This window comes from Pseudomonas sp. ArH3a (assembly GCF_022648765.1).
In the GTDB taxonomy this organism is placed as follows: Bacteria; Pseudomonadota; Gammaproteobacteria; order Pseudomonadales; family Pseudomonadaceae; genus Aquipseudomonas.
On the sequence record NZ_CP080330.1, the window covers coordinates 5507724 to 5534357 of the forward strand.

Consider the following 26634-nt stretch of genomic DNA (forward strand, 5'->3'; position numbering starts at 1 on the left):
GGTAGCTGTGTTGCTGGCCCGGCGCCGGCGGCTGTTGAAGTCGTCGGGTTTGGTTGAGCGCGCGGGCCATGTAGTCACTGACCGAGCGCTGGGAAATCCCCAGTTCGGCAGCGATCTCGGGATACGTCAGGCCTTTGAGTTGCGACAGCAGGAAGGTCGCCTTGACCTTGGCCGGCAAGCCGTCGAGCAACTGGTCGATGGCCTGCAGGGCTTCGAGCATTTGCGCCAGGTCTTCGAGCGAAGGCGCGGTGCAGGTTTCGTCGTTGCCCAGGGCGTCGAGGTAAGCGCGCTCCAGGTCACGGCGGCGCCACAGCTGGTACATCAGGCGCTGGGCGATGGTGGTGAGTAAGGCGCGGGGTTGGCGGATCGGCGTCACACCCGACGAGCTCAGGAGTTGGACGAAGGCGTCGGCGGCGATGTCTTCGGCGTGGGCACGCGAATCCAAGTGGCGGTGCAAACGGCTGCACAGCCAGTCGTAATGACTGCGGAACAATCCGCCCACGTAATCGCAGTGTGAAGTGTCGGCGCCGGACATAGTGGCTCCATCTGAGTAGGTTGCGCGTTATGTCCGGTGTTCCGGTGGAGCGATCCTAGCAAGGCTGCTTATTCTTTAATAATATTTAAAAGGTATTTTTATATAACTTATCGTTCCAACCCTCTGCGTATGAAAGCGTGACGCGGAGCGTCACAACAGGCGTTCCCACCCAGAGCGTGGGAACGATCAGTGCAGGTTTGGATAACCGGCGCTGACGGCTTGTTGTTGGTAGCCCAACAGCACGTGGTAGTCGTCTTCGCTGGCGGATAAAACTTCTTGAATACCCAGCGTTTCGACGACCTGCGGCAAGTCCTGCAACGCCAGGTTCATCGCCTGACGAATCTGCGCCACCTGTTCGTCGCGCAGATGCAGCGGCCCGATGTAGGGCAAGGTCGGGCTTGGCGCGCTATGGGTGACGATGCGCAGCCCCGCCACCTCCTGCGGGGCGAAACGGGCGAGGTAGTCGTAGGTGACGCTGTCGATGGCGGCAAGGTCGGCGCAGTCTTCGCGCAGCCAACGCAGGCTTTCGCGGTGGGCGCCGCTGATGCCGACACGGGTGAAGAAACGGCCGTCGCGCTGCAACGGCGCGAGGCGTTCGCGCAGCAGGTTCATGCCGCTGTTGGAGTCGTGGCCGTTGATCACGCCGCGGCTGTTGTAGAAGTCCGCCAGGGCGGTGCGCGGGTTGTCGTCGCGGGTCAGCAGCAGGCTGCAATGTTCGCCGTGGCTGCTGTGGGCCAGCTCGTAACGTGGGCGCCCGATCACCCGCACCTGGCCGCGCAGTTGGGTCATCAGCGGGTAACCGCAGGTTTGCGTGACGAGCAGTTCGGGCGCCCGCCACAGGCTGTGCAAGTCGAGGTGGTCGGCGTTGCGCCGGCTGAGGTTCAGGCGCTCAAATATGCGCGTCAGCCATTGCTGGTTGGCTTGCTGCACCGCTTCGGGCGCGACGTACATCAACAGCTCGGCATAGTGATCACTCATGGTCGTCTCTCACGCAAAAGGGTGCCGGGGGCTGTCGATGGCCTTGAGGCCGTGACGGCTGATCAACTGGCCGTAACCTTGCACCAGAAAACCACCGCTGCGCGCTACCCACTGTTCGCGGCGGGCGTGGTAGACCGTGGGCAGCAAGTACCAGGGCAGTTTCGGCAAGTCGTGGTGCACCAGGTGCAAGTTGTTGTTGAGAAACAGCCAGGTCCACGGCCAGGCGGCTTCGTTGAGCACGGTGCGCTGTTCCGGTTGCAGGTGCGGGCGGTGTTCATAGTAGGAACGGATCGAGGCCAGGGACAAGGCTGGCACGCTGACCAGCAGCAGGTAATGCCACACCGGCATTACGCTGAAGTGGGCGATAAAGCTGAGCATCAAGACCGTCACGGCGCCGTGGGCCAGCCACATCGGCCACACCTGTGGCAGGCGTTGAAATTCCTGGCGCGCCAATCGACCAATCGCCAGCGGGGCCGCGAGCAGGAAACGGCCGAGCACGGTTTTGGTCAACCAATGCACACCGCGTTTAAACAACGAGCTGTTGTCCCATTGGGATTGATTCAGGTAGCGGCTTTCCGGGTCGATGCCCGGCAGGGTCAGGTCTTCATCGTTGTGATGCAGCAGATGGCTGTTGCGGTACAGCGTGTAGGGGTACCACACGGCAAAGGGCGCGTAGCCGAGCAGTTTGTTTACGAGGAGGGAACGGGTGGGATGACCGTGGAGCAATTCGTGTTGCACCGACAGCCACAGCGTCACCAACGGAACCAGCAACAGGTTGCTGAGCCACAGGCCCAGCCAAGGGCTGGCGAGCATCACAGAGAACCAGCCGGCATACACGCCGATCAGCAGCAGCCAGGTCGGCCATTCGGTTCTGGCGGTAAAGCGGTGCGCCAGGGCTTCGATTTCCCGGCGTTGGGTCAGATCAAGGTAGTTGGCCATCGGCAGCTCAGAGCAGGTGTTTCCTGCTCTGTGCAGCGAGACCTAAAAATCTTGCAGATCGTTTGGTTCTAAGCTTGTAACTCAGTGACCGAACAGGCCTGTCTCGGTTTTCTTGGCCTTCTTGTTGGCGCGTTTTTCATCGGCGGTTTTTGCCGGTTTCTTCTTCGCGGCTTTCTTTGAATCCATACCTTTGGCCATGATGCATGCTCCACTAAAAGGGGATGTAACAATGGGTATACCACCTATTGCCGGGCAGAAGGCGCTTATAATCCCCGGCCCTTGAAAACGCTGGCTTAAAGACCATGCCCGAACTGCTCATCGAACCGCTGGCAGAGCCACTGTGGCCGCTGCTGAACAAGTTTTACCGCAGCCATAATTCACCGATGAAGGCGCTTAAGGGCGGGCGTTTGTGGGTGGCGCGCGACGGCGAGATTGTGGCCGGGCTGTGCCTCACGCCCGTGGTCGGAGGGCAGTGGCTGACCGGCGTATTTGTTGACCCAGGGTTTCGCGGCCAAGGGTTGGCGGCGCGCTTGATTGTGCAGGCAGTGGCCGACGTGGAAGGAACGGTATGGCTGCTGTGCCATCCTGATTTGGAAGCTGTGTATCAGCGTATGGGTTTCAGCCAGGACACGGTGCTGCCGCAATCACTCAGCGAGCGGTGGGCGCGCTACAAACGTAACAAGCCAATGATTGCCATGGGCTTAGAACGTTTGGTGAGGTCGACTGCGGATAATGTGTGATCGACCTGTGCGGGGCCCGTGCTAGCCTCGGTGGCACAGTGACCCCTTACAGGACGATCATGAAAACGACGCTCGCAGCTCTATCCCTAGCCGCCCTGCTCTTTCCAGCGTTCAGCCAAGCAGCCGACGCCCCCATTACTGCCCAGCAATATTCAAGCGTATTGGCCGGCAGTTGGCGCGACCCGGCCAACAGCGCGCGTGACGGCTATCGCCATCCGCAGCAGACGTTGGCGTTTTTCGGCTTGGGCGCCAAACAGACCGTGATTGAAATCACGCCAGGCGGTGGCTGGTACAGCGAAATACTGGCGCCACTGCTCAAGGACCACGGGCACTACATCGCCGCCGTGCAGGCCGCCAGCAGCAGCGCCTACGCGCGCACCTCCGAAGAAAACCTAAAGAAGAAATTCGCCGCCGACCCAACGCGATATGCCAAGGCCGACGTGGTGGAGTTCGATCCCAAGGCGCCGGTGTTCGGCAAACCTGCGTCGGCGGATGCCGTGCTGACCTTTCGCAATGTGCATAACTGGGTGGCGGCGGATACCGCCAACGCCACGTTCACGGCGTTCTACAGCGTGCTCAAGCCGGGTGGCGTGCTGGGCGTGGAAGATCACCGCGCCAAGGACGGGGCCGATCTGGAAGCGATCAAGGACAGTGGTTACCTGACCACGGCGCAGGTGGTGAAACTGGCCACGGATGCCGGGTTCAAGCTGGCCGGGCAAAGTGAGGTGAACGCCAACCCCAAAGACACCAAGGATTATCCAGGTGGCGTGTGGACGTTGCCGCCGACGTTGAAGCTGGGGGAGCAGGATAAGGCTAAATATGTGGCGATTGGGGAGTCGGATCGGATGACGTTGCGGTTTGTGAAACCGGCCAAATAGTCTGAATGAACGCAACACCAATGTGGGAGCTGGCTTGCCAGCTCCCACATTTTTGATCGATGGTGTGGCAGGGGGCTATTCGTCCGCCGTGGGATCCATATCCGGAAACATCACTTCGATAAACCCGAACTTGCTGAAGTCGGTAATGCGCGATGGGTACAACCGGCCGATCAGGTGATCGCATTCATGCTGCACCACCCGCGCGTGGAAGCCTTCGGCGATGCGCACAATCGGCTCGCCCTTGGGGTCGAAACCCTCGTAGCGAATATGCTGATAACGGTCCACGGCGCCACGCAGGCCAGGCACGGACAGGCAGCCCTCGTAGCCCTCTTCCAGTACTGGGCTAAGCGGCGTGATCAATGGGTTGATCAGGATGGTCTGCGTCACCGGCGGTGCGTGCGGGTAGCGCTCGCTGGCCTCAAAGCCAAAGATCACCAGTTGCAGGTCGACGCCGATCTGCGGGGCGGCGAGACCGACACCGCCGACGTGCTCCATGGTCTGGAACATGTCATCAATCAACTGCCAAAGCTCGGGGCTGTCGAACATCTCCGGCGGAACCGGCGGTGCAATACGCAGCAGGCGCTCATCGCCCATTTTCAGAATTTCATGGATCATCGATCAGGCTCAATGGGTGTGGGCTTGGAGTGGTCCCGGCCTAGGCCTGAGACGTGCTGTTTTTCATCCGTGTAAGAACTTGCATCGGCGTTTTCTTCAAACGCCTTTTCCCCCGGGTCCTTGCCTTCAGCCGACATGTGTTCGATCACGGCATTCATCTCCGCGCCCAGCAACAGCACGGCAGCGGAAATGTAGAAGTACAGGAGCAGGACGATGATCGCACCGATACTGCCATACATGGCGTTGTAGTCGGCGAAGGTTTTGACGTAATAACCAAAGCCCAGGGAAGCAACGATCCACACCACCACGGCGAGCACCGAGCCTGGAGTGATGAAGCGGAATTTCTGCTCTACATCGGGCATCACGTAATACATGAGGGCCACGGCGAACATCAGCAAAATCACGATCAGCGGCCAACGCAGGATGGTCCACAAGGTGACCACAAATTCCTGCATGCCGATCTGCCCGGCGAGCCACCCCATCACCTGCGGACCAAGCACCATCAACGCGGCGGCGGCGAGCAGCATGCCGGCGATGCCGACGGTGTAGAACACCGAGAGCGGGAAGCGCTTCCAGATCGGTCGACCTTCGACCACGTCGTAGGCGGCGTTCATCGCGCTCATCATCAGGCGAACGCCCGCCGAGGCAGTCCACAACGCAATCACGATACCGACGGACAGCAAGCCACCCTTGGATTGCTGCAACTGGTCGATCACCGGGTTGACCTGTTCCAGCGCCTGGGGCGGCAACACCAGTTCCGACTGCAAGCGCAGCCAGGTGAAGAAGTCCGGCAGGTGCAGGAAGCCGATCAGGGCAATGAGAAACAGCAGGAAGGGGAACAACGAGAACAGCATCTGGTAAGCCAGTGCCGAGGCATAGGTGGGCATTTCGTCATCGACGAATTCCTTGACGGTGCGCACCAGCACTTTGTGGAGCTTGAGGCCGTCTAGTACCGGAAAAATCATAGCGTCTCCTTTCGCCGCAAAAAGAGTGAGGTCGTGGGCGACTCAGGGGCCGTTTTCTACATTAAAAGTAGCCTACTTGGCGACTTTGAAACAATTACCAGATTTTAGTTTCAACGTAAGGCATAAAAACGGCCATCCGTGGATGGCCGTCGGGCTGCACGCATACAGCCAGCGATTCAGGCTTACTTGGTGGCTTTGTTAATCGCGTCTTTGGTATCGCCGACGGCTTTTTGCACTTCACCTTTCTTTTCCTGCACCACGCCTTCAGCGCGCAGCTTGTCATTGCCGGTGACTTTGCCGACACCTTGCTTGATGTTGCCGACGGCTTCGTTAGCCAAACCTTTTGCCTTATCCGATGTGCTGCTCATGGTATTTCTCCTGGAACAATCGAGGTTTTTGGTCATTACGTAGAGATTGACCTGAAGCCGTTCAGCAGAGTTTCAATTATTTTTCAGCGCGCATTTCATCGCCGCCTGCAGGTTTGGCTTTATGTTTTGCGGCCAACCCACGAGAATGCGCGGCACATTCAGGCTATAACGCTGAATAACAGATCCCGTAGGAAGGTTATGAAACTCAATAAAGCACAGGCCATCGCCCGCAGAAACCAGGAACTGGGCGGTGCCGTACTCGGCGTCAACAACTGCCACTTCACCGACCTGGACCACAAACGCAACATCTGGTGGTTCGACCTGCCGGTGGGCCGTATTGCCGTGGGCCAGTTCGAGTGGGTTCACCTGTTGATGCACAACGCCGAGTCCGACCAGTTGCTGCACCTGAAGGTGCCGACGGCGTTCCTGCGTGAAAAGCTCGAAGGGCTGGTGGTGCGCAATGCAGGCAAGCGCAAGCCGGAGATCACCCTGGAGTTGAGTGCGGACAAAGATTCGTTCTTGAAAGATGTGCGCCCGGCGGGTGCTGGCGTGAGCTTCGCGCAGTTCGCCCTGTAACAACGCGGTAAAAATAATGTGGGAACTGGCTTGCCTGCGATGGCGGTGGGTTAGCCACATTGCAGTGGCAGTTACACCGCTATCGCAGCATAGGTATCTACGCAACTTTAAGCTTTTGACGGGTTTTTTAGGTAGATGTGAGTACATATCCGTTGCTGCGGTAACGGCGGCTATTGGTTCCGCCCTTACGGCGGGTCACTTTTGGAAAAGAGCCCCAAAAGTAACCAAAAGGGCTCTTGCCCCACCACTCGTTGCCTCGCCTAGGCTCGGCATGCCAGAACGAAGGCTTGAATCCGTGGGCCGCCGCCATGGGCCATCCTTGGCCCATCGCGGCTAACCCGGCGTCCTGCCGGGTTACCCACGGATTCAAGCCTGCGTTCGGCCATCGTGGTTAACGGGGCGCCTCAGATCAAAAGCAAGATCAAAAGCAAGAGCACGGCGGCCTAGTAGCCGACCTGAGTGGTTGAAGCAAAAGCAGGGCAGAAACAGAGCAGAAGCAGAGCAGAAGCAGAGCACCACCCTATCTAGCTGATGTAATGAGATCCCAATGTGGGGAGCGGGCTTGCTCGCGAAGGCGGTGGGTCAGTTACACATGAGCTGACTGACCCACCGCCTTCGCGAGCAAGCCCCGCTCCCACAGTTTTGACCGAGTTCGACTGTCAGCACCGCAGTGCTCTGCTTTTCTGTGGGAGCTGGCTTGCCTGCGATGGCATCAACTCGGTGTACTTGATGGACCGAGGTGTCTGCATCGCAGGCAAGCCAGCTCCCACATTAGATTGAGTTCAGTTTCAAATATCAGGTCGGCTGTCAGGCCGCCTCGGTTTTGCTTTTGATTTAACCACTCAGGTCGGCTACTAGGCCGCCGTGCTCTTGCTTTTGATCTTGATCTTAGGCGCCCCGTTAAACCACGCTGGCCGAACGCAGGCTTTGGAGCGTGGGTAAACCGGCAGGACGCCGGTTTAGCCGCGATGGGCCAAGGATGGCCCATGGCGGCGGCCCACGGTCCAAAGCCGGAGTGAGGGCACACCGAGCCTAGGCGAGGTGCCGAGTGGTGGGGCAAGAGCCCTTTTGGTTACTTTTGGGGCTCTTTTCCAAAAGTGACCCGCCGTAAGGGCGGAACCATACGAAGCCGTTACCGCAGCAACGGATATGCACCCAGCGCCCCCGAGACAACCAAAGAATCCAACCCATAAAAAGATGTGTAGATACCTATAGCTATCGCAGGCAATCCAGCTCCCACAGAGGCTAGTGTTTCGCCAGCAGCAGGCAATAAAAAACCCCGCATTGGCGGGGTTTCTTATTGGGTTACTTTTTAAGTCCCAGCTTCTTCAGTTCTTCATCGCGCAACTCACGGCGCAGGATCTTGCCTACGTTGGTGGTCGGCAACGCATCACGGAACTCCACGGCCTTGGGCACCTTGTAGCCGGTGACATTGGCGCGCATGTGTTCCATCACCTGGTCCTTGGTCAGGGTCGCCCCCGGCTTGACCACGATGAAGATCTTAATGTGCTCCCCGGACTTATCATCCGGCACGCCGATGGCCGCGCATTGCAGCACGCCCGGCAGGGTCGCCAGCACGTCTTCCAGCTCGTTGGGGTAGACGTTGAAGCCGGAGACCAGAATCATGTCTTTCTTGCGGTCGACAATGCGCATGTAGCCATCCGGCTGGATGATCGCGATGTCACCGGTCTTCAACCAGCCTTCGCTGTCGAGGATCTCGGCGGTGGCGTCTTCGCGCTGCCAGTAGCCCTTCATCACTTGCGGGCCTTTGACGCACAGCTCGCCGATTTCACCGAGGGCCAACTCGACGCCGTCATCGGTGATGACTTTGCACACCGTCGATGGCACTGGAATGCCGATGGTGCCGATCTGGATGTTCTGAATCGGGTTGACCGTCGCCACAGGGCTGGTTTCGGTCATGCCGTAACCTTCGCAGATGTTGCAACCGGTCACGTCTTTCCAACGCTCGGCAGCTGCCAATTGCAGCGCCATGCCACCCGACAGGGTGACTTTCAGCGCGGAAAAATCCAGCTTGCGAAAGCCTTCGTTGTTGCACAGCGCCACGAACAGGGTGTTCAGGCCGACAAAGCCGCTGAACTTCCACTTCGACAGTTCCTTAACCATCGCCGGCAAGTCGCGCGGGTTGCTGATCAGGATGTTGTGGTTGCCGATCAGCATCATCGCCATGCAATGAAAGGTGAAGGCATAGATGTGGTACAGCGGCAGCGGCGTGATCAGGATCTCGCAGCCTTCGTTGAGGTTGGAGCCCATCAGCGCCTTGCACTGCAACATGTTGGCGACCAGGTTGCGGTGGGTGAGCATCGCGCCCTTAGCCACCCCGGTGGTGCCGCCGGTGTATTGCAGCACGGCGACATCGTCGCTCGCCGGGCTGGCATCGCTGACCGGTTGGCCGTGCCCCTTGGCCAGCACGTCGTTGAACTTGATCGCCTTGGGCAGGTGATAGGCCGGGACCATTTTCTTCACGTACTTGATGACGCTGTTGATCAGCAGGCGCTTGAATGGCGACAACAGGTCAGCGACTTCGGTGACGATCACATGTTTGACGGCGGTCTTGGGCACGACTTTTTCAGCCAGGTGCGCCATGTTCGCCAAGCACACCAGGGCCTTGGCCCCGGAATCATTGAATTGGTGTTCCATTTCCCGCGCGGTGTACAGCGGGTTGGTGTTGACCACGATCAGGCCAGCACGAATGGCGCCGAACACGGCAACTGGGTATTGCAGGACGTTGGGCAGTTGCACGGCGATTCGATCGCCAGGCTTCAAGTCGGTATGCTGTTGCAGGTAGGCGGCGAAAGCGCCGGACAATTCGTACAGTTCACCGTAGGTGATTGTCTTGCCCAGGTTGCTGAAAGCCGGTTTGTTGGCGAAGCGCTGGCAGGACTGTTTCAGTACCGCCTGAATATTTTGATACTCGTCTGGATTGATGTCTGCAGCAATCCCGGCGGGGTACTTATCCTTCCAAAAGTCTTCGTTCATGGAAGCCCACTCCTCAGCGACGCGAATTCATCATCGCATTTGATGCGATTATTATTGGTGTATGTTTTTTTAAGGTGAGTCTGGCGCTTTCAAGCAGGCCGAGAAGTCACAAAGCGCGCCGAGAGTAGCAGCTTTGCCAAGGGCCGCCTAGAGCCAAGAGAGGGCCCTACAGTCATAAATATGACTCAAGAATACCCAGTGGTCATTTTTAGAGCAAAGATTCTATATCTTTGAAAGTCGCTCTGGAATGGGCCTTTCAGCGCGATAAATAACAATATGGGAGCGGGCTTGCCTGCGATAACGGTCCATCAGTCGATGAATTAGGTGACTGATACACCGTGATCGCAGGCAAGCCCGCTCCCACATTTTTGAAGCCTATTTCACATCAAGCGATGTCGCGCAGCTCCCTGCGCAGAATCTTGCCCACCGGCGTCATCGGCAATGACTCGCGCAACACAATGTGCTTGGGCACCTTGTACCCGGTGAAGTTGGTCTTGCAGTACGCCTTCAGTTCTTCAAGGCTCACACCCTGGGCACGCGCCACCACAAACAGCTTCACCGCCTCACCGGTACGGTCATCCGGCACGCCGATCACTGCGCAGTTGGCGACCGCCGGGTGGGCCATCACCACGTCTTCGATCTCGTTGGGGTATACGTTGAAGCCCGAGACGATGATCAAGTCCTTCTTGCGATCGACAATGCTCACGTAGCCATCGGCGTCGATCACCGCAATATCACCGGTTTTCAGCCAGCCTTCAGCGTCCAAGGCCTCGGCGGTGGCGGCCGGTTGCTGCCAGTAGCCCTTCATCACCTGCGGGCCCTTGATGCACAGTTCGCCGCGCTCGCCCAACGGCAACTCGTGGCCCTCGTCATCAATCACTTTCATGCCCGTGCCGGGCACCGGAATGCCTACGGTGCCGAGGCGCGATAGGCCGCCGTAGGGGTTGGTGCTGGCCACCGGTGAGGTTTCGGTCAGGCCGTAGCCTTCGCCGATGGAGCAACCGGTCAGCGCCTTCCAGCGCTCGGCCGTGGCCTTGATCAAGGCGGTGCCGCCAGAGTTAGTGATCTTGAGGTGGGAGAAGTCCAGGGTCTTGAAATCCGGGTGGTCCATCAGCGCCACGAACAGCGTGTTCAGCCCCAACAGACCGGAGAACCGCCACTTTTTCAGTTCCTTGATAAAGCCGCCAATGTCGCGCGGGTTGGTGATCAACACGTTGTGGCTGCCGGTCACCATCATGCACATGCAGTTCGCCGTAAATGCATAGATGTGGTACAGCGGCAGCGGCGCGATCATCACCTCCTGCCCTTCCTTGATCAGCGGCTGGCCGTCATCGCCGACCTGGGACATGCACGCCCGCACCTGCTGCATATTGGCGACCAGGTTGCCGTGGGTGAGCATCGCGCCCTTGGCCAGGCCGGTGGTGCCGCCGGTGTATTGCAGCACGGCGATGTCATCCAGGGTCACCGGGTGCCGGGTCAGGCTTTGGCCCGCGCCCATGCGCAAGGCGCGTTTGAACGACACGGCGCGTGGGAGGTTGTAGGCCGGGACCATCTTCTTGACTTTGTCGACCACGGTGTTGATCAACCAACCTTTGGCGGCCGGCATGAAGTCACCCATCTTGGCTTCGATCAGGTAGTCGATCTCGGTATCGGCGCACACTTCCTGCACCCGCGAACCAAACAGGTTGAGATAGACCAACGCGCGAATGCCGGCATCCTTGAACTGGTGGCGCATCTCGCGCGGGGTGTACAGCGGGTTGGTATTGACCACGATGAGCCCGGCGCGCAATGCGCCGAACACGGCAATCGGGTAATGCAGCACATTGGGCATCTGCACCGCGATACGGTCGCCCGGCTTGAGGTCGGTGTGCTGTTGCAGGTAACCGGCGAACGCCGCACTGTGGCGCTCAAGCTCGGCGTAAGTCAGGGTAATGCCCATGTTGCTGAACGCCGGACGGTCGGCAAAGGCTTTGCAGGAACGTTCGAAGACTTCCACCACCGACTTGTACGTGGTGAGGTCGATGGCATTGGGAACGCCCGCCGCGCGTTTGTCATTCCAGAAATCAGGTTGCATTATTCTTGTCCTCTTACCTGAGTGTGTCCGGCCGCTTTTATGAAGGTTTAAAAAGCGGAGCTTTGAGGACGTTAGCAGCTATGGCCAAACAGGCAAATACAACCAACTGTGTCATTTATTGTATGAATCTTGCGCCCAACGTGTAGGCAGATACACCAGCCTCTGGCAGATGAGCTATACACTGCAACGACTCTGAGCAAAGGAAGCGCCATGAACCACAGCACCTTCTGGCTGACCGCGAATGACCGCAGCCGCCTGTACGTCAATCAATGGCTGCCGGAAAGCCAAGCCCGGGCCATGATCATGCTGTCCCACGGCATGGCCGAGCACAGCGGGCGTTATGCACGCCTGGCCGAGGCCTTGTGCGCCGCCGGCTACGGCCTGTACGCCCTGGACCAGCGCGGCCACGGCCGCACCGCCGACGAAGGGACGCTGGGGCTATACGCCGAAAAGGATGGTTGGACCAAAGTGGTGGGCGACCTCGCCAGCCTCAACCAGCACATCGGCCAGCAGCAGCCGGGTTTGCCGATCATTTTGCTGGGCCACAGCATGGGCAGTTATATCGCCCAGGCCTACCTGTTGCACCACAGCGCCAGTTTGAATGGCGCAATTCTCAGTGGTTCGAATTTCCAGCCGGTGGCGCTGTACCGTGCCGCTAAGGTCATTGCCAGAATCGAACGCGCACGCCAGGGCTTGCGCGGGCGCAGTGCGCTGATCGAGTTCCTGTCGTTCGGCTCGTTCAACAAGGCGTTCAAGCCTACCCGCACCGCCTTTGATTGGCTCAGCCGCGACCCGGTTGAAGTCGACAAGTACATCAACGACCCGCTCTGCGGCTTCCGTTGCACTAACCAGCTATGGATCGACCTGCTGGGCGGCTTGCAGCAAATCAGCAAAGCGTCCAATCTCACGCAGATCGACCCGGGCCTGCCGCTCCTGATAATGGGCGGCGAATGTGATCCGGTGAGTGAAGGCAAGCGTCTCAAAAGTCTGGCCCATGCACTGCGTGAGGCCGGCTGCCAGAACCTGCAACTGAATATTTACCCGCAGGCGCGTCACGAAGTGTTCAATGAAACCAATCGCGACGAAGTCACAGCAGATGTGCTGAGGTGGCTCGAGCAGGCCCTGGCGTTGCACAGGCCGACCCGCTGCGAGTAACTGCTCCTTTAAAATCAGCCCCTTAAAATCAACCGTTTAAAATCAGATAGTTACATTACCGATTAGCCACAGGATGCACCTTTAGATGACTCAGGTAACCAACACCCCGTACGAAGCCCTCGAAGTCGGCCAGACCGCCAGCTACAGCAAGACCGTCGAAGAGCGCGATATCCAGTTGTTCGCCGCCATGTCCGGCGACCACAACCCGGTGCACCTGGATGCCGAGTACGCCAAGGCGACCATGTTCAAGGAGCGTATCGCCCACGGTATGTTCAGCGGCGCCCTGATCAGCGCGGCCGTTGCGTGCGAGCTGCCTGGGCCAGGCACCATCTACATCGGCCAGCAGATGACCTTCCAGAAGCCGGTAAAAATCGGCGACACCCTGACCGTGCGTCTGGAAATCCTCGAGAAGCTGCCCAAGTTTCGCGTGCGCATTGCCACCCGCGTGTTCAACCAGCGCGACGAGTTGGTGGTGGACGGCGAGGCGGAAATCCTCGCGCCACGCAAGCAGCAGGTTGTGACGTTGACTGAGCTGCCGCCGATCAGCATTGGCTGATTGCAATCTCGAGGTCGATACCAAGCAAATGTGGGAACGGGCTTGCCCGCGATGTCGGAGTGTCAGTCACTGGATAGAGTGACTGACTCACCGCAATCGCGGGCAAGCCCGCTCCCACATTTTTTTTCACAACAGGTGTTACGCAGCAGGTTTTACGACTGAGCGCGAGCCTGGTTACGCAGGGCTTTCACCTGGTCGTGGTTGCGTTGCGCGCCGTGGAACTGACGCTCAACCAGGTCACGAATGCCCAGCAGGTTGTGCTTGTTGATCTTCTCGATCGCTTCTTTGTAAGCCTTCAAGGCATGGTCTTCGCCGCGCTCGGCTTCGTTCAGCACAGCCTCTTCATCTTTGCCGGTGACCAGCGACTTCACGTCCACCCAGCCACGGTGCAGAGCACCGGCAACCGAGCCGGATTTTTCCGGGTCGCCGCCCAACGCTTTCACAGCAGTTTGCAATTCGGCAGCTGCGGTCGCGCAGTCAGCGGAGCGCTTCACAAACAGGGCTTTGAGCTCTGGATGTTTGATGTCTTCAGCACAAGTCGCGAAGCCTTTCTGGCCGTCTTTGCTGGTCTCGATCAGGTCGTTCAGTACGGAGATCGATTCTTTATTGATGTCAGTCATTTTTCAATTCCTTGTGCGGGTTAAGAAACGTATCTTAATGATTGCAGCGCCCGTGCCAGGTTTTGAAAAATTACTTTCTCCTTACATTTCAATAACTTGAAAATTATTGAACCATCTGTATGTACGTTATTTGCATGATCTGTCATTTGGCCTTCATGCAGAATGCCTGTATTTTCCAAGGTCTCGACTCAAACCACTGAAGCCCATGAACCCCGAAAAACTCGAACTGCTAATCACCCGCGAAATGCCCTTCGGCAAGTACAAGGGGCGGATCATCGCTGACCTGCCCGGCCCCTACCTGAACTGGTTTGCCCGTGAAGGTTTCCCCCACGGCGAACTGGGCGGGTTGCTGGCACTGATGCAGGAAATCGACCACAACGGCCTGTCCGAACTGCTGGAACCTCTACGGGCAAAACACGGCAAACCCGCCCCCCGTCATTAAGAGCCCACGCCATGCCAAGGAATGCAGATAACGAACTTCACTGGCAGGCCATCGCCCAGCGCTATGCGCTGGAGCCTGGCCCGATCAACCTGGAAAACGGCTACTTTGGGCGCATGAGCCGCGCGGTAAGCGCGCAGTACCTGGAGCACGTTGCGTTTATCAACCGCAGCAACTCGCTGTATGTGCGCCAGCGCTTCGAGCAAGGTGAACATGTCGAGATCCGCCGCCAACTGGCCGGGTTGATCGATGCCGACCCCGAGGCGGTCGCCTTTACCCGCAATGCCACCGAAGCCTTGCAGTCGCTGATCCGTAACTACAACTGCCTGCAACCGGGCGATCAGGTGCTGATCAGCGACCTGGAGTACGACACGGTCAAAGGCGCAATGCGCTGGTTGGCGGGCTATCGCGGTGTAGAGGTTATTGAGATTTCTCACACTCACCCGGCCAGTTTCGACAGCCTGGTGCAGGCCTATCGCGATACGTTCGCTCAGTACCCGCGCCTCAAGCTGATGGCCCTGACCCATGTCACCCACCGCACCGGGCTGGTGATGCCGGTGGAGGCGATTGCCCAGGCCGCGCGTGAGCATGGCGTCGATGTGATCCTCGATGGCGCCCACGCCCTGGGCCAGATCGACTTCAACCTCGCGCAGCTGGGTATTCAATTCGCCGGCTTCAATTTGCATAAATGGATCGGCGCGCCGCTGACCCTTGGCTTTCTGTATATAGCACCGGAGCGCCTGGCCGATATTGACCCGGACATGGGCGAATTTCATTACCCGGCCACCGATGTACGCGCGCGTACGTCCTACAGCACACCGAATTTTCCGGCGCTGATGACCTTGCCGCTGGTGCTGGAAGAACACCGCGCCTTGGGTGGCTCGGCCGCTAAAGGTGCGCGGGTCAATTACCTGCGGGATCTGTGGGTGAGCCAGGTGCGGCCGTTGCCGGGGGTTGAGGTACTGACGCCGGATGATCCACGCCTGTATTGCGGAATCACTGCGTTCAAGTTCACAGGGCGGGATCAGCAGGCGATGGTGGACCGGTTGCTCAAGGAGCATGGCGTGTTTACCACCCTTCGAACGGGTGCGGCGTTTGGCACCTGTATTCGAGTGACGCCGGGGCTGGTGACGTCGGCGGCGGATATCAATGTGTTGATCAACGCGATTACCGAACTCAACAAAGATTAAACCTGTGGGCGCTGGCTTGCCTGCGATGGCGGTGGGTCAGCTTTGGATGCATCTACTGACACACCGCTATCGCAGCATGGGTATCTACGCATTTTTTTGTGTTGCGCTTAGCTTTTGACGGGGTTTTTAGGTAGATGTGAGTACATATCCGTTGCTGCGGTAACGGCTGCTTAGGGTTCCGCTCTTACAGCGGCTCACTTTTGGAAAGACCCAAAAGTAAGCAAAAGGTCTTCGCCCCACCACTCGGTGCCTCGCCTAGGCTCGGCATGCCCTCACTCCGGCTTGAATCCGTGGGCCGCCGCCATGGGCCATCCTTGGCCCATCGCGGCTAACCCGGCGTCCTGCCGGGTTACCCACGGATTCAAGCCTGCGTTCGGCCATCGTGGTTAACGGGGCGCCTCAGATCAAGATCAAGATCAAGATCAAAAGCAAGAGCACGGCGGCCTAGTAGCCGACCTGAGTGGTTGAAGCAAATCAAAAGCACGGCCGAGGCGGCCTGACAGCCGACCTGACATTTGAAACTGAACTCAATCTAATGTGGGAGCTGGCTTGCCTGCGATGCAGACACCTCGGTCTATCAAGTACACCGAGTTGATGCCATCGCAGGCAAGCCAGCTCCCACAGAAAAGCAGAGCACTGCGGGGCTGGCAGCCGAACTCGGTCAAAATTGTGGGAGCGGGCTTGCTCGCGAAGGCGGTGGGTCAGCCAGCTCATGTGTAACTGACCCACCGCCTTCGCGAGCAAGCCCGCTCCCACATTGGGATCTCATTACATCAGCTAGATAGGGTGGTGCTCTGCTTCTGCTCTGCTTTTGCTTCAACCACTCAGGTCGGCTACTAGGCCGCCGTGCTCTTGCTTTTGATCTTGATCTTAGGCGCCCCGTTAAACCACGCTGGCCGAACGCAGGCTTTGGAGCGTGGGTAAACCGGCAGGACGCCGGTTTAGCCGCGATGGGCCAAGGATGGCCCATGGCGGCGGCCCACGGTCCAAAGCCGGAGTGAGGGCACACCGAGCCTAGGCGAGGTGCCGAGTGGTGGGGCAAGAGCCCTTTTGGTTACTTTTGGGGCTCTTTTCCAAAAGTGACCCGCCGTAAGGGCGGAACCCATAGCAGCCGTTACCCAAATAACGGATATGTACCCAGCACCCCCGCGACAACCAAAGAATTCAACCCATAAAAGATGTGTAGATACCTATGCTGCGATGGCGGTGGGTCAGCCACATTGCAGTGGCAGTTACACCGCTATCGCAGGCAAGCCAGCTCCCACAACTGATCGGCGTTGAATTCAAGTTTTTCTGCAGGCAAAAAAAAGCGGCACACCGACCAAGTGCGCCGCAAAAATGCCGTTAAGCACAGCAACAACGATTCGGTAAATCAGCTCAATCCAGCAGCGCCAGCGCCTGTGCGGTGACTTCTTGGATGCGGGCCCAGTCGCCGTTCTTGACCCATTGCGGGTCGAGCATCCAGCTACCGCCCACGCACATCACGTTTTTCAACGCCATGTAGCTCTTGATGTTGGCCGGGCCAACGCCGCCGGTTGGGCAGAATTTCACTTCGCCGAACGGGCCGCCCAGGGCCTTGATAGCCGCTACGCCACCGCTGACTTCAGCCGGGAACAGCTTAAAGCGGCGATAACCCAAGCCATAGCCTTCCATGATGCCGGAGGCATTGCTGATGCCCGGCAGCAGCGGGATCGGGCTATGCACCGAGGCTTCCAGCAGGTCGCGGGTAATGCCTGGGGTGACGATGAATTGCGAGCCGGCTACTTCCGCCGCTTCGAGCATGTGACGGTCGAGCACGGTGCCGGCACCGGTGCACAGTTCAGGGCGTTGCTCGCGCAGTACCTGAATAGCCTTGAGGCCGAACTCGGAACGCAGGGTCACTTCCAATGCGGTCAAACCGCCCGCGGCCAGGGCATCGGCCAGCGGCAAGATGTCCTGTTCGCGGGCGATGGTGATCACCGGCAGGATCCGCGCCTTGGCGCAGAGGCTGTCGATCAAGGCAACTTTTTCCGCCATGGACACGGTCGGTTGAGGGCTTTTCATAGCGGCTGATCCTTGGCTCATGGGCACCAGTAAATCTCTAAAGTAGGTTGCAAAAACGCGCGAATCGGCATGGCAGCAACGTCGTCACTGGCCAGCGCGGCGCTCAAGGTGGTCAATTTCGAGCTGCCGGCAATCGACAGCACGGTGTAGTGGGCCGTGGCGAGCAACGCGCGACTCATGGTCAGGCGCTGGTGCGGCACGGTCGGCGCCAGCATCGGCCAGCAACGGCGGGTACCGTCGGCCTGCAGGGCTTCGGTGAGGTTCGGGCTGTTGGGAAACAGCGACGCGGTGTGGCCGTCATCGCCCATGCCCAGTACCAGCACATCAATGGCTGACAACTCTGCCAACTGGCGGTCGGCCAGTTCGGCGGCGTCTTCAAGGTTCGCGGCAACGTTGTACAGGCTGAGGAACGTGGCCTTGGCTGCCGGGCCTTGCAGCAAATACTTCTTCAACAGGCCAGCATTGCTGTCGGCGTGCTCTACCGGCACCCAGCGCTCGTCGGCCAGGGTGATGGTGACCTTGGACCAGTCCAGGCTCTGCTTGGCCAGGTTCTGGAAAAACGCCACGGGGCTGCGGCCACCGGACACGACCAGGGTGGCCTCGCCACGGGCACTGATGGCCCCGCGCAGTTGCTCGGCCACGTCATTGGCCAGGCCGTCCGCCAGCAGCACGGGCGTACGGTACTCATGGGCAGTCACACCCTGAGGCAGTTTCAATTCAGATATCGCCATACCACGACCTCCCATCCCGCGTGATCAGTGCAATCGAGCTCATCGGCCCCCAGGACCCAGCCGCATACGGCTTGGGCGCATCACCGGATTTTTTCCACCCGGCGATCAACTGGTCACACCACTTCCACGCGGCTTCGATTTCATCTTTGCGAACAAACAGGTTCTGATTGCCGCGCATCACTTCCAGCAACAACCGCTCGTAGGCATCAGGGATGCGCGCGCTGCGGTAGGTGTCGGAAAAATTCAGTTGCAGCGGGCCGCTGCGCAGTTGCATGCCCTTGTCCAGGCCCTGCTCCTTGGTCATCACACGCAAGGAAATACCTTCGTCCGGTTGCAGGCGGATGATCAGCTTGTTGCTGATCTGCAGGCGCTGCTCGGGGGCGAAGATGTAGTGGGACGGTTCCTTGAAGTGGATAACAATCTGCGACAGCTTTTGCGGCATACGCTTGCCGGTACGCAAGTAGAACGGCACCCCGGCCCAACGCCAGTTGCGGATATCGGCACGCAGGGCAACGAACGTCTCGGTGTCGCTCTGGGTGTTGGAATTCTCTTCTTCCAGGTAACCCGGCACCGGCTTGCCGGCGCTGTAGCCGGCGATGTACTGGCCACGTACCACTTGGGTGGTCAGGCCGTCTGGGCTGATCGGCGCCAGGGCCTTGAGCACCTTGACCTTCTCGTCGCGGATGCTGTCGGCGGACAAGTCGGCCGGCGGGTCCATGGCGATCAGGCACAGCAGCTGCAGCAGGTGGTTCTGGATCATGTCGCGCAGCTGGCCGGCTTTGTCGAAGTAACCCCAACGGCCCTCAATACCCACCTGCTCGGCCACGGTGATTTCCACGTGGGAGATGTAGTTTTGGTTCCACTGGGTTTCAAAGAGGCTATTGGCGAAACGCAGCGCAATCAGGTTCTGGACGGTTTCTTTGCCCAGGTAGTGGTCGATGCGGTAGGTGCGGTTTTCCGGGAAAAACTGCGCCACGGCGTCGTTGACTTTGCGCGACGACTCCAGGTCCGAACCGATGGGTTTTTCCAGGACGACGCGGGTGTTTTCCGCCAGGCCGACCTTGGACAAGTTCTCGCAGATCGCGCCGTACACCGCCGCCGGGGTGGCGAAGTAGGCAATCAGGCGTTGTTCGGTGCCGGCGCTCTCTGCCAGGGCGACGTAGTCGTCAGCCTTCAGGAAGTCGACGTGCAGGTACGTCAGGCGAGCCAGGAAACGCTGGGCGATGGTTTCGTCCAGTTCCTTGCCGACGTATTTACGCAGTTCTTTTTCGATATGCGCCAAGTGCTGCTGCTCGGAGCCGGCTTCACGGGCCAGGGCCAGGATGCGCGTGTCGTCGTGCAGCAGGCCTGCGCCATCGAGTTGATAGAGGGCAGGAAATAACTTGCGCAGCGCCAGATCACCCAACGCGCCAAACAGGGCAAAGGTGCAGGGTTCTACGGTTATCGAAGGCATGATGTTTGTTCTTTTATCAAGTTAAGCTACAAATACCTTTTTTCAAGGCATCACTCAAGGAAAAATGTAGTAATAACCACAACATTTTCCCAAAATATGCATTCCGAGTGGTGGTGTTCAGCTACCCTCAGTAGGATAGGCCACCGCAAAGGGCCACTCGTCGATTGGTTACCGCCCTATAGTTGCATCGTCGCCCGAAGGAAAGACTGAATGGACCGCGTGCGAAATCTTCTGGAACAAATCCGGAACCGCCTCGAAGAATTGAACAAGGCTGAGAAAAAAGTCGCCGAGGTCATCCTGCTCAACCCGCAGCAGGCGACCCGCTTCTCGATCGCAGCCCTCGCCCAAGCCGCCTCGGTCAGTGAACCGACGGTCAACCGTTTCTGCCGTTCGTTCGGCGTCAGCGGTTACCCTGAACTTAAATTGCAGCTGGCGCAAAGTTTGGCCAGTGGTGCGGCGTATGTCAGCCGCGCCGTGGAGGCCGATGATAACCCTGAGGCCTACACCCAGAAGATCTTTGGCAGTGCCATTGCGTCACTGGACAGCGCCTGCCAAGCCTTGGACCCGGCGCTGATCAGCAAGGCCGTAGACCTGTTGATCCAGGCGCGGCAGATCCACTTCTTCGGCCTGGGCGCCTCGGCGCCGGTGGCCATGGATGCGCTGCACAAATTCTTCCGCTTCAACCTGGCCGTGACCGCACACGCCGACGTGCTGATGCAGCGCATGCTCGCGTCGGTGGCGCATACGGGTGAGCTGTTCGTGATTATTTCCTACACCGGGCGTACCCGTGAGCTTGTGGAAGTGGCGCGTATCGCGCGGGAAAACGGCGCATCGGTACTGGGCGTAACCGCCGAGAACTCGCCGCTGGCCAAGGCCAGCACGGTGAGCCTGAACATTCCGCTGCCGGAAGACACCGACATCTACATGCCGATGACGTCGCGGATTATCCAGCTGACGGTGCTGGATGTGCTGGCAACGGGCATGACGTTGCGCCGTGGCGTGGATTTCCAGCCGCATTTGCGCAAGATCAAAGAGAGTTTGAATGACAGCCGGTATCCGGTTGGGGATGAGTTTAACTAGTTCCAGATCGTTCCTACGCCCTGCGTGGGAATGCATCCAGTGACGCTCTGCGTCACGACTTCAGAGCGTCCAAGGTGGCATTCCCGCGCGGAGCGTGGGAACGATCAAATCTCTGCCAGCAGTACCGCCGCCATCGCGGGCAAGCCCGCTCCCACATTTGGAATGCATTCCACTGTGGGAGCCGGGCTTGCCCGCGATGAGGCCATAAGCCACACCGCTAAACCCCAGCCCTGGCCTGCAGACTCAAATGCGCCCTCTCCCCCGGCGCCAAACTGGCCCCAGCCATCGCCGACTCCACGCACACAAACCCCGATGCCTCGTTGAAGCTCACGCCCAACAGTGGCCGGCTGCCCGGGTGCCACACCACCGTGTCGGCACTGTCGCCAGTATCAATGCACAGCTCGCGCTGCCAGGCGTGGTCTTTGAGGTGCAGCTCGCCGTCATGCTGGAACACTCGCTGGCAACCGCCGTCCACGCGTAACTCGCCTTCCTGCTGGCAAACCTGGCGATTGAGCTGGTCATAACCTTGCGCTCCATCGAGCCCAGACAGCGCTATCTCACCGACATTGCCGATCCGCCAATAAGCGTGCAAAGCATGGCTCAACTGGCACGGCAACTCGTCCTGATGCTCTGTGCACAGGCGCAGTTCCAGGGTTTCGCCCAGGTGCGCGTGCAGGTCGACCTGCCAGTCGCACAGCTGCAATTGCCAATGCAGGCGCACGCCATCGTCGTCGGTACTGCTGTCGAGCAGTTTCCAATCAATCAGCCGCGCCCAGCCATGGGACGGCCACGCGTTTTCACTCGGGTGGCGCCCATACCATGGCCAGCACACCGGCACGCCGCCACGGATGGCGCCGACTTGCGGCCACTTGGCCGCGCACCACAGCCAGGGTTTCTGGCCACGGGGTTGAAAATGCAGCAGTTGCGCGCCCTGGCGACTGAACACCGCCTGGCACAGCGGATGGTCGATCACCAACACATCGCGCATCTGAAAGCGCTCCCAGGCGAACACCGGACGCTCGCGCAGGGATTTGAAAAAACGTTGCAGCGGATGCTCATGCATGTGCCACGGTCCTGAAATTCATTCTCGCTCAAACCTTGGTTCCCCTGTGGGAGCTGGCTTGCCTGCAATGTGAGCGACTCGGTTTGTTTGAATGACCGAGGCGATGCCATCGCAGGTAAGCCAGCTCCCGCAGGAATTGTGCAGCGTGCTGCCCAAAAAAAAGCGGATAGCCATGGCTATCCGCGAAATGCGCACAGAGAGAAGGAGCTTATCGCAACAGCGTTAGAACGTAGACTGAATTTTCAGGCCCGCTACCAGCGCGTTGTCGACTTGGTTCACGCCACCTGGGTGGACGACGTATTGCAAGTTAGGACGCACGGTCAGCCAATTGGTGACGTGGACGCCATAGTTGAGCTCGACGTTGTACTCGGTGTTACGCAGTGGCGCGTAACCCAGTTGGTCGTAATCGGTGAAGCCGCCAGCGGCATTGAGCAACTCGGCGTTTTTCTTCACGTCACTGTTGGCATGGATACGCGCAACACCGATACCGATGTCATCTTTGGCGCGCGCGTCGAATGGGCCTTTATACACAAGCATCAGCGACTGGTAGTTGTCGACGACGTTGGTGTCTTTGTCGTGGAAGGTCACGTTGGCCGCGATGTTCAAGCCGCGTGAAGCGTCGCCATTGTGCGTGGTGAGCTGCTGTTGAAGAACGCCCCAGTAGCCGCTCTTGCTGCTACGAACGCGGAAGGCCGCGCCGGTGGTACCAGCGTCGTTACCGTTGACGTCTTCACGTACGTCGGTAGCGTCGGCGGTGCTCTTGTAGTAACCCACACGGTATTCGCCCGGCAGGCCATTGACCTTCGGCGACCAGACCAATTCCACCGGCAATACGGTGCCCTTGGTGCCACTGCCGCTGAGTTTGAAGCCGTTGCCGTGCTCCAGTTGCGATGGGTTCTGGTTGTAAGCACCGATTTGCGCATACAGCTCAGGCGTGATGTTGTACTTCACGCGGATCGCAGCCTGGCTGACCGGCCAGTTGTACCAGGTGTTAACGTAGTTACCCACTTGCGAGCCGCAGAACGACAGGTTCTGGAAGTCGCATGGGAAGGTGTTGAAGTCTTCGCCTTCACCGAAGTAACCGAGTTTGACGTCCAACTTGTTGTCGAACATCTGGTGCTGAATCCAGAACTGGGTCAGACGCACCATGTGGCCTCGGCCATCAACTTCTTGAGACGAACTCAAGGTGCCGGCACGCGGGTCACCAATACGGTCATTGGAAATGTTCGCGCCGTTACGATTGGTGAGTTGGATCTTGGCCTGGGTGTTATCCCAGCCAAACAGCTTTTGCAGATCCAGTGCTACGCCCAGACCGAACTGGTCAGCGTAACGGGCAGTTTTGTCGTCGTTGTAGCCGCCGCGCAGGTTGGCGCCCACTTCCCCAACGTAGTCAGCCTTGATGTCGATACCTTGCTCGATGAGCTTGGTCCGCTCGCCGCCCCAATCGCCGGTCATCCACTTGGAGTCGGCGCTGAATGCATCGGCCGCCATCGCATTGGCGGACAATACCAGGGCTGCTGCTGCTGACAGTTGGCAGATCAGCCGGGTGTTGTTGTGTTGCTTTTTCATCCCTACATCCTCGTCTTTATTGTTATTAAACTGTTTTTATCTAACGCGGGTTACATTTTTATCTAAAACAACAACTTATCTGCATTAGCGGCCTTTGAATTGGGCCACATTGTCGGCATGCCCGTGTGCAGGCAATGAAGCAGCAGCGCCCAGGCGCTCGCCGGTTTTGGCGTCGAACAGCAAGACCTTGGCCGGGTCGAACTGCAGGGTCAGGGTCTCGCCCACCTGCGGTGCCACGTCGGGTGCCAGGCGGCAGCAGACTTTGGTGTCGTTGAGTTGCACGAATACCAGGGTGTCCGGGCCAGTCGGCTCGGTGACCTGGACTTCGGCACGAATGCTCGACGAACCATTACCTTCACCCGCCGCCAACACGATCTGCTCCGGGCGCAGGCCCAGGATCACGTCACGGTCTTCAAGGCCGGTGTCATTCATGCTCAGCGGCAGCTCGCAACGGGCCTGGCCGCTGTCGAGCAGCGCCACCAGATGACCGTCCTTGCGCTGCAGGCGCAAAGGAATGAAGTTCATCGGAGGTGAACCGATAAAACTTGCCACAAAAAGGTTGGCCGGGTCGTTGTAGATCTCTTTCGGCGTGCCGAACTGCTGGATGATGCCGTCCTTCATCACCGCCACTTTGTCGCCCAGGGTCATCGCTTCGATCTGATCGTGGGTGACGTAGACAGTGGTGGTTTTCAAGCGCTGGTGCATCAGCTTCATTTCGGTGCGCATCTCGACGCGCAGCTTGGCGTCGAGGTTGGACAGCGGTTCGTCGAACAGGTAGATCTTCGGCCGACGCGCCAGGGCGCGGCCCATGGCAACACGCTGTTGCTGGCCACCGGACAGTTGGCCTGGCTTGCGGTTAAGCAGGTGCTCGATCTGCAGCAGCTTGGCCACGCGCGCCACTTCGGCGTCGATATCCGCCTGAGGCATCTTGCGGATTTTGAGGCCGAACTCGATGTTCTCGCGCACGCTCATGGTCGGGTACAGGGCGTAGGACTGGAACACCATGGCGATGTCACGGTCCTTGGGGCTCATGCCGCTCACATCCTGATCACCGATCATGATGGCGCCGCCGGTAATGGTTTCCAGACCGGCGATGCAGTTCATCAGCGTGGACTTACCACACCCCGAAGGGCCGACCAGGATCAGGAATTCGCCTTCCTTGATCGACAGTTCGATGTTCTTCAAGGTGTCGGGCAGGCCGGCGCCATAGGTCTTGTTTACATTGCGAAGTTCAAGCGTAGCCATGATTACCCCTTGACCGCGCCGGCCGTGAGGCCGCGCACGAAATACTTGCCTGCGATCACATAGACCAGCAGGGTCGGCAGCCCGGCGATCATCGCCGCCGCCATATCCACGTTATATTCCTTGGCCCCGGTGCTGGTGTTGACCAGGTTGTTCAGCGCCACCGTGATGGGCTGCGAGTCGCCGCTGGAGAACACCACACCGAACAGGAAGTCGTTCCAGATCTGGGTGAACTGCCAGATCAGGCAGACCATGATGATCGGCGTCGACATCGGCAGAATGATGAGCCGGAAGATGGTGAAGAACCCTGCACCGTCCAGTCGTGCCGCCTTGATCAGCGCATCCGGAATGCTGACGTAGTAGTTACGAAAGAACAGTGTGGTAAATGCCAGCCCGTAGACCACGTGCACAAACACCAGGCCGGTGGTGGTGCTGGCCAGGCCCATCTTGCCGAGGGTGAAAGAGGCCGGCAGCAGCACGGTCTGGAACGGCAGGAAGCAGCCGAACAACAGCAGGCCGAAGAACAGCTGCGAACCACGGAAGCGCCAGAACGACAGCACGTAGCCGTTCAATGCGCCGATGGCAGTGGAAATCAGCACCGCCGGAACGGTGATCTTGATCGAGTTCCAGAAGTAGCCATCGACGGTGGCCCAAGCTTTTACCCAGCCGATGCCGGTGACCACGGTGGGCCAGCTCAGCAGGTTGCCGGTGCTGATGTCTTCCGGGGTCTTGAAGCTGGTCAACAGCATCACTACCAGCGGCACCAGGTACAGCAGCACAGCAAGGATCAGCACCGTGTAGATCGCGATGCGACTCAGGCTGATGGTTGGTTTGGAAGCGAGACTAGTCATTACGCTTGGTCCTCAGCTCGGAGTACAGGTAAGGCACGATGATCGCGAGGATCGCACCGAGCATCAGGATTGCACTGGCAGAGCCCATGCCCATCTGGCCACGACTGAAGGTGAACGAGTACATGAACATCGCGGGCAAGTCGGACGAGTAGCCCGGGCCACCGGCGGTCATTGCCGCAACCAAGTCGAAGCTCTTGATGGCGATGTGCGCCAGGATCATCACCGCACTGAAGAACACCGGACGCAGGCTTGGCAGTACCACGCTCCAGTAGATACGCGGCAGGCTCGCGCCGTCTATCTGGGCGGCACGGATGATCGACTGATCAACGCCACGCAGGCCAGCGAGGAACATCGCCATGATGAAGCCGGAGGCTTGCCACACGGCAGCAATCACCAGGCAATACACAACGCGGTCCGGGTCGATCAGCCAATCCAAGCGGAAGCCTTCCCAGCCCCAGTCACGCAGGAGTTTGTCCAGGCCCATGCCCGGGTTGAGCAGCCATTTCCAGGCAGTACCGGTGACGATCATCGAGAGCGCCATCGGGTACAGGTAAATGGTGCGGATAAAACCTTCGCGGCGGATTTTCTGGTCGAGGAAAATCGCCAGGGTCACGCCAATCACCAAGGTGATGCCGATAAACATCCCGCCAAAAACAGCCAGGTTCTTGCTCGCTACCCACCAGCGGTCGTTGTCGAACAACCGCGCGTATTGCGCAAGCCCCGCCCATTTGTAGCTTGGCAGGAACGTGGAAGTGGTGAACGACAGAACGAACGTCCACAGGATGTAGCCATAAAAGCCCACCAGCACGATGAGCATGCTGGGCGCCAGCACCAGTTTAGGGAGCCAGCGCTGCAGTGCATCGAACGGCGAGGCCTTGCTGAACACAGCAACAGAACTCATGGGAAAATCCAGTACAGAGAAAAGGACTACAGGAACAAGCCTTGTGAGGGGTCAGGGGGTTTCCCCTCACAAGGAC

24 protein-coding genes and 1 pseudogene are annotated in these 26634 nt (G+C 58.9%); 8 read left to right on the top strand and 17 right to left on the bottom strand.

The genetic code is table 11. From position 1 onward, the window contains the following. Positions 1-49 precede the first annotated feature (49 nt). From K0P33_RS25285 to K0P33_RS25295, 3 genes and pseudogenes are all read right to left on the bottom strand, one after another. Positions 50-535 (bottom strand): annotated as a pseudogene (locus K0P33_RS25285) (sigma-70 family RNA polymerase sigma factor); the annotation flags it as partial. A 186-nt stretch (positions 536-721) separates the two neighbouring features. Then, positions 722-1513 carry a PhnD/SsuA/transferrin family substrate-binding protein gene (locus K0P33_RS25290; protein WP_242152203.1) on the bottom strand — a complete coding sequence of 264 codons (792 nt, stop codon included), beginning with the start codon at positions 1511-1513 and terminating at the stop codon, positions 722-724. 9 nt (positions 1514-1522) lie between these two features. Further along, positions 1523-2452 carry a fatty acid desaturase gene (locus K0P33_RS25295; protein WP_242152207.1) on the bottom strand — a complete coding sequence of 310 codons (930 nt, stop codon included), beginning with the start codon at positions 2450-2452 and terminating at the stop codon, positions 1523-1525. Positions 2453-2754: 302 nt separating this feature from the next. Here K0P33_RS25295 and K0P33_RS25300 point away from each other — a divergent pair, with 302 nt between their 5' ends. Together K0P33_RS25300 and K0P33_RS25305 are read left to right on the top strand one after the other, a co-directional pair. Beyond that, the gene (locus K0P33_RS25300) at positions 2755-3192 is read left to right on the top strand and encodes a GNAT family N-acetyltransferase (RefSeq protein WP_094952587.1); all 438 of its coding nucleotides are present in this window, start codon (positions 2755-2757) and stop codon (positions 3190-3192) included. A gap of 59 nt (positions 3193-3251) precedes the next feature. Further along, positions 3252-4070 (top strand): methyltransferase, encoded by an 819-nt coding sequence (locus tag K0P33_RS25305; RefSeq protein ID WP_242152210.1) that lies wholly within the window; start codon positions 3252-3254, stop codon positions 4068-4070. A gap of 75 nt (positions 4071-4145) precedes the next feature. Here K0P33_RS25305 and def read toward each other — a convergent pair whose 3' ends face one another. From def to K0P33_RS25320, 3 genes are all read right to left on the bottom strand, one after another. Then, positions 4146-4685, bottom strand: coding sequence for a peptide deformylase (def, locus tag K0P33_RS25310; protein ID WP_242152213.1), 540 nt, complete (start codon positions 4683-4685; stop codon positions 4146-4148). Then, on the bottom strand, positions 4682-5650 hold the full coding sequence (locus K0P33_RS25315) for a YihY/virulence factor BrkB family protein (RefSeq protein WP_242152215.1): 969 nt from the start codon (positions 5648-5650) through the stop codon (positions 4682-4684). The genes def and K0P33_RS25315 overlap by 4 nt, the downstream gene beginning before the upstream one ends. Positions 5651-5832: 182 nt before the next feature. Beyond that, positions 5833-6018, bottom strand: coding sequence for a CsbD family protein (locus K0P33_RS25320; RefSeq protein WP_094952591.1), 186 nt, complete (start codon positions 6016-6018; stop codon positions 5833-5835). Positions 6019-6216: 198 nt separating this feature from the next. Between K0P33_RS25320 and K0P33_RS25325 the strand changes: the two genes are divergently transcribed. Then, positions 6217-6594, top strand: coding sequence for a hypothetical protein (locus tag K0P33_RS25325; protein WP_242152218.1), 378 nt, complete (start codon positions 6217-6219; stop codon positions 6592-6594). Between the two features lie 1305 nt (positions 6595-7899). Here K0P33_RS25325 and fadD1 read toward each other — a convergent pair. Together fadD1 and fadD2 are read right to left on the bottom strand one after the other, a co-directional pair. Further along, positions 7900-9591, bottom strand: a complete 1692-nt coding sequence (fadD1, locus tag K0P33_RS25330; RefSeq protein WP_094953904.1) for a long-chain-fatty-acid--CoA ligase FadD1 — start codon at positions 9589-9591, stop codon at positions 7900-7902. A gap of 385 nt (positions 9592-9976) precedes the next feature. Next, positions 9977-11665 carry a long-chain-fatty-acid--CoA ligase FadD2 gene (gene fadD2 / locus K0P33_RS25335; RefSeq protein WP_242152221.1) on the bottom strand — a complete coding sequence of 563 codons (1689 nt, stop codon included), beginning with the start codon at positions 11663-11665 and terminating at the stop codon, positions 9977-9979. A 210-nt stretch (positions 11666-11875) separates the two neighbouring features. Between fadD2 and K0P33_RS25340 the strand changes: the two genes are divergently transcribed. Together K0P33_RS25340 and K0P33_RS25345 are read left to right on the top strand one after the other, a co-directional pair. Further along, on the top strand, positions 11876-12820 hold the full coding sequence (locus K0P33_RS25340; protein WP_242152224.1) for an alpha/beta hydrolase: 945 nt from the start codon (positions 11876-11878) through the stop codon (positions 12818-12820). An 85-nt stretch (positions 12821-12905) separates the two neighbouring features. Further along, on the top strand, positions 12906-13376 hold the full coding sequence (locus K0P33_RS25345) for a MaoC family dehydratase (RefSeq protein WP_024077080.1): 471 nt from the start codon (positions 12906-12908) through the stop codon (positions 13374-13376). A gap of 152 nt (positions 13377-13528) precedes the next feature. Here the strand turns inward: K0P33_RS25345 and K0P33_RS25350 are convergent, their stop codons facing one another. Beyond that, a complete protein-coding gene (locus K0P33_RS25350; protein ID WP_094953816.1) occupies positions 13529-13996 on the bottom strand; it encodes a PA2169 family four-helix-bundle protein in 468 nt (155 codons plus the stop codon). Positions 13997-14201: 205 nt separating this feature from the next. Here K0P33_RS25350 and K0P33_RS25355 point away from each other — a divergent pair, with 205 nt between their 5' ends. Both K0P33_RS25355 and K0P33_RS25360 read left to right on the top strand, forming a co-directional pair. Beyond that, positions 14202-14438, top strand: a complete 237-nt coding sequence (locus K0P33_RS25355; RefSeq protein WP_003213031.1) for a DUF3820 family protein — start codon at positions 14202-14204, stop codon at positions 14436-14438. An 11-nt stretch (positions 14439-14449) separates the two neighbouring features. Then, a complete protein-coding gene (locus K0P33_RS25360) occupies positions 14450-15625 on the top strand; it encodes an aminotransferase class V-fold PLP-dependent enzyme (protein ID WP_242152227.1) in 1176 nt (391 codons plus the stop codon). A gap of 1377 nt (positions 15626-17002) precedes the next feature. Here the strand turns inward: K0P33_RS25360 and K0P33_RS25365 are convergent. Genes K0P33_RS25365 through zwf form a run of 3 tightly spaced genes read right to left on the bottom strand, consistent with a single transcriptional unit; the run spans position 17003 to position 19852 of the window. Continuing rightward, positions 17003-17668: a bifunctional 4-hydroxy-2-oxoglutarate aldolase/2-dehydro-3-deoxy-phosphogluconate aldolase gene (locus K0P33_RS25365; protein ID WP_094950854.1), complete on the bottom strand. Its 666-nt coding sequence runs from the start codon at positions 17666-17668 to the stop codon at positions 17003-17005. A 17-nt stretch (positions 17669-17685) separates the two neighbouring features. Continuing rightward, positions 17686-18399 carry a 6-phosphogluconolactonase gene (gene pgl / locus K0P33_RS25370; RefSeq protein WP_094950853.1) on the bottom strand — a complete coding sequence of 238 codons (714 nt, stop codon included), beginning with the start codon at positions 18397-18399 and terminating at the stop codon, positions 17686-17688. Continuing rightward, on the bottom strand, positions 18386-19852 hold the full coding sequence (zwf, locus tag K0P33_RS25375; RefSeq protein ID WP_094950852.1) for a glucose-6-phosphate dehydrogenase: 1467 nt from the start codon (positions 19850-19852) through the stop codon (positions 18386-18388). The genes pgl and zwf overlap by 14 nt, the downstream gene beginning before the upstream one ends. 219 nt (positions 19853-20071) lie before the next feature. Here zwf and K0P33_RS25380 point away from each other — a divergent pair, with 219 nt between their 5' ends. Continuing rightward, complete coding sequence (locus tag K0P33_RS25380) at positions 20072-20932, top strand: MurR/RpiR family transcriptional regulator (RefSeq protein WP_176462929.1); 861 nt, start codon at positions 20072-20074, stop codon at positions 20930-20932. A gap of 217 nt (positions 20933-21149) precedes the next feature. Here the strand turns inward: K0P33_RS25380 and K0P33_RS25385 are convergent, their stop codons facing one another. From K0P33_RS25385 to K0P33_RS25405, 5 genes are all read right to left on the bottom strand, one after another. Next, positions 21150-21995 carry a D-hexose-6-phosphate mutarotase gene (locus K0P33_RS25385; protein ID WP_094950850.1) on the bottom strand — a complete coding sequence of 282 codons (846 nt, stop codon included), beginning with the start codon at positions 21993-21995 and terminating at the stop codon, positions 21150-21152. A gap of 222 nt (positions 21996-22217) precedes the next feature. After that, a complete protein-coding gene (locus tag K0P33_RS25390) occupies positions 22218-23564 on the bottom strand; it encodes a carbohydrate porin (RefSeq protein ID WP_094950849.1) in 1347 nt (448 codons plus the stop codon). An 84-nt stretch (positions 23565-23648) separates the two neighbouring features. After that, on the bottom strand, positions 23649-24809 hold the full coding sequence (ugpC, locus tag K0P33_RS25395) for a sn-glycerol-3-phosphate ABC transporter ATP-binding protein UgpC (RefSeq protein WP_094950848.1): 1161 nt from the start codon (positions 24807-24809) through the stop codon (positions 23649-23651). A 2-nt stretch (positions 24810-24811) separates the two neighbouring features. Continuing rightward, positions 24812-25657, bottom strand: coding sequence for a carbohydrate ABC transporter permease (locus K0P33_RS25400; protein ID WP_094950847.1), 846 nt, complete (start codon positions 25655-25657; stop codon positions 24812-24814). Then, a complete protein-coding gene (locus K0P33_RS25405; protein WP_094950846.1) occupies positions 25650-26558 on the bottom strand; it encodes a sugar ABC transporter permease in 909 nt (302 codons plus the stop codon). The genes K0P33_RS25400 and K0P33_RS25405 overlap by 8 nt, the downstream gene beginning before the upstream one ends. Positions 26559-26634 lie beyond the last annotated feature (76 nt).

Coding starts and splice junctions, on each gene's coding strand:
- K0P33_RS25350 (WP_094953816.1), bottom strand. CDS start 13,996: ATGACTGACATCAATAAAGAATCGATCTCCGTACTGAACGACCTGATC.
- K0P33_RS25340 (WP_242152224.1), top strand. CDS start 11,876: ATGAACCACAGCACCTTCTGGCTGACCGCGAATGACCGCAGCCGCCTG.
- ugpC (WP_094950848.1), bottom strand. CDS start 24,809: ATGGCTACGCTTGAACTTCGCAATGTAAACAAGACCTATGGCGCCGGC.
- K0P33_RS25385 (WP_094950850.1), bottom strand. CDS start 21,995: ATGCATGAGCATCCGCTGCAACGTTTTTTCAAATCCCTGCGCGAGCGT.
- K0P33_RS25345 (WP_024077080.1), top strand. CDS start 12,906: ATGACTCAGGTAACCAACACCCCGTACGAAGCCCTCGAAGTCGGCCAG.
- fadD1 (WP_094953904.1), bottom strand. CDS start 9,591: ATGAACGAAGACTTTTGGAAGGATAAGTACCCCGCCGGGATTGCTGCA.
- K0P33_RS25360 (WP_242152227.1), top strand. CDS start 14,450: ATGCCAAGGAATGCAGATAACGAACTTCACTGGCAGGCCATCGCCCAG.
- K0P33_RS25300 (WP_094952587.1), top strand. CDS start 2,755: ATGCCCGAACTGCTCATCGAACCGCTGGCAGAGCCACTGTGGCCGCTG.
- K0P33_RS25315 (WP_242152215.1), bottom strand. CDS start 5,650: ATGATTTTTCCGGTACTAGACGGCCTCAAGCTCCACAAAGTGCTGGTG.
- K0P33_RS25400 (WP_094950847.1), bottom strand. CDS start 25,657: ATGACTAGTCTCGCTTCCAAACCAACCATCAGCCTGAGTCGCATCGCG.
- fadD2 (WP_242152221.1), bottom strand. CDS start 11,665: ATGCAACCTGATTTCTGGAATGACAAACGCGCGGCGGGCGTTCCCAAT.
- K0P33_RS25325 (WP_242152218.1), top strand. CDS start 6,217: ATGAAACTCAATAAAGCACAGGCCATCGCCCGCAGAAACCAGGAACTG.
- K0P33_RS25355 (WP_003213031.1), top strand. CDS start 14,202: ATGAACCCCGAAAAACTCGAACTGCTAATCACCCGCGAAATGCCCTTC.
- K0P33_RS25405 (WP_094950846.1), bottom strand. CDS start 26,558: ATGAGTTCTGTTGCTGTGTTCAGCAAGGCCTCGCCGTTCGATGCACTG.
- K0P33_RS25290 (WP_242152203.1), bottom strand. CDS start 1,513: ATGAGTGATCACTATGCCGAGCTGTTGATGTACGTCGCGCCCGAAGCG.
- pgl (WP_094950853.1), bottom strand. CDS start 18,399: ATGGCGATATCTGAATTGAAACTGCCTCAGGGTGTGACTGCCCATGAG.
- K0P33_RS25320 (WP_094952591.1), bottom strand. CDS start 6,018: ATGAGCAGCACATCGGATAAGGCAAAAGGTTTGGCTAACGAAGCCGTC.
- def (WP_242152213.1), bottom strand. CDS start 4,685: ATGATCCATGAAATTCTGAAAATGGGCGATGAGCGCCTGCTGCGTATT.
- K0P33_RS25305 (WP_242152210.1), top strand. CDS start 3,252: ATGAAAACGACGCTCGCAGCTCTATCCCTAGCCGCCCTGCTCTTTCCA.
- zwf (WP_094950852.1), bottom strand. CDS start 19,852: ATGCCTTCGATAACCGTAGAACCCTGCACCTTTGCCCTGTTTGGCGCG.
- K0P33_RS25295 (WP_242152207.1), bottom strand. CDS start 2,452: ATGGCCAACTACCTTGATCTGACCCAACGCCGGGAAATCGAAGCCCTG.
- K0P33_RS25365 (WP_094950854.1), bottom strand. CDS start 17,668: ATGAAAAGCCCTCAACCGACCGTGTCCATGGCGGAAAAAGTTGCCTTG.
- K0P33_RS25390 (WP_094950849.1), bottom strand. CDS start 23,564: ATGAAAAAGCAACACAACAACACCCGGCTGATCTGCCAACTGTCAGCA.